The sequence below is a fragment of the Caloramator sp. ALD01 genome, assembly GCF_000472625.1.
GTDB lineage: Bacteria > Bacillota > Clostridia > Clostridiales > Caloramatoraceae > Thermobrachium > Thermobrachium proteoclasticum.
Genome location: NZ_AXAA01000066.1, coordinates 1 through 2,016, shown reverse-complemented (window position 1 = coordinate 2,016; position 2,016 = coordinate 1). Strand labels below are relative to the sequence as shown.

1 protein-coding gene and 1 rRNA gene are annotated in these 2,016 nt (G+C 30.1%); both read right to left on the bottom strand.

Going from position 1 to position 2,016, the window contains the following annotated elements; all coding sequences use genetic code 11:
* A 16S ribosomal RNA gene (locus A3M9_RS0112235) occupies positions 1–96 on the bottom strand; the annotation flags it as partial.
* Between the two features lie 389 nt (positions 97–485).
* Positions 486–1,388, bottom strand: coding sequence for an alpha/beta hydrolase (locus A3M9_RS0112230; RefSeq protein WP_156897915.1), 903 nt, complete (start codon positions 1,386–1,388; stop codon positions 486–488).
* Positions 1,389–2,016: the final 628 nt, after the last annotated feature.

Genomic DNA, 2,016 nt, shown 5'->3' with positions numbered 1-2,016 from the left:
GGTTCAAGAAGCAAACTCCTTTCCCCTCCGCTCGACTTGCATGTGTTAGGCACGCCGCCAGCGTTCGTCCTGAGCCAGGATCAAACTCTCATGTTGTAACCTAGCTTCTTATTCAGTACGTTCGCTCTCGCTGTTCAGTTTTCAAGGACCGTTGACGCTTATTTATATTATCACGTCTTTTTTATCTTGTCAACACCTTTTTTTCGGTGTTTTTATTTCTTTCTGTCGCTCGCTTCAAGCGACTTTTATATATTATCATGTAGATAATAAAATTTATGTATTTTAGTTAGGCATTAAATTAAAATATATATGTTTATCTTCTTTTTTCTATTTTTATCTCAAGTTTTTATATAGCGACACTCTTGGAAATGTTGTTTGTATTTTTATATTTAATTTATAAATGTAACTTTGCTTTATTACTTATTAATTATAAAATAAAAAAAACTACTTCCTCTTATCAAAAGAAAGTAGTTTTTCTATTTTTATTAAAATACTATCTGTTCTAAAAACTCTCCAACTAATGTATCATATTCATCTTTATTATTCCAATAAGCTTCTGCATGTCCCGCATTAGGTGCCAAATATATTTTTTTAAACCCCTTCTTTTTAGCATTATACATATCAACACTCATTTGATATGGTACATAATCATCATTTTTCCCATGTATAAAGAAAATTGGAGTTTCAACATTTTCAATTGCTTTTATTGGAGACACTTCTCTAAAAAATATTCCTGCCCTTATCTTTGTAATCAAACTTGCTGAATAGTACAAAGGAAAAGGATAAATGTGAAAATCTTTTCTCATTCTGTATTTTAATATACCTGACATACTTGAATAAGCACAATCCGCTATATAAAATGACACTCTATCATCTATTTCTGAATTTAATAAAACCGTAGCTGCTCCCATAGATTCACCCATTATTCCAACCTTACCTCCATCACCAAGCCTTGTAAACAACCAATCTGTAACTGCCTTCAAGTCATATCTTTCATAATGTCCAAATGTAGTATTTTTCCCTCCACTTAACCCATGATTTCTGTGATCATATATTAATACACTAATTCCTCTTTTTAGAAATATATCCATATATTTTACCGAACCATAAAGTGTATAGGTTATCCCATGACATATAATTACAGCCTTATTTGAATTTGGTACTTCAAAATACATAGTATTAAGTTCATATCCATATGGTGATTTAATTTTTATTTCCTCTCTTTTTAAACTATTAAACTTTTCTTTTACTATTTTTCCTTTATCAACTTCTATTTTATATGTTTCTTCATACTTAAAGCATTTAGGTTTTATCACTTGTTGTGAAAAATAAATTCCTCCCATTAATACTATCAAAACAATTCCCCCAACTAAAATACCTGCTAACATAGTATCCCCCCTTATAATACTATTAAATTATATTATATCACTAAAACAGTTTATGTTTTATTTTTGAAGAATAAATTAGATTTATATCTATGTTAAGTATAAAATAAATCCATAATGAAGTTATAAGAAAAATATTTATATATAACCAATAGCTTTATCTATAAATTCCCTTTTAATACATTTTTAAATTATCCACAGACTTTTATAATATTCTTATGCAAATTATCAACATTAACATACTTTTTACTACTGTGAATAACTTCTTTGATTATAAAAAATAAGCCATAAATAATCAAACGTATTGATATTAACAAGGAACTCTAAATGTTCTCATTATATTATCAAGACAAGTTTAAATTATTTATGACTCTATCAATCTCATTTATTTTTACATCTAATTACTTTTTCATCATTTCTTTAAGCGACCTACTCTCCCACACCGCATTAGTGCAGTACCATCGGCCCGGCGGAGCTTAACCGACCTTTCTTGAATGCGTACAGGTACTCAAAGGGCCTTTTAGATGTATTTGAAGTAAATAAAAAAGCAAATCTGGCAACGACCTACTCTCCCACACCGTGCGGTGCAGTACCATCGGCCCTGCGGAGCTTAACCTGCGTGTTCGGAATG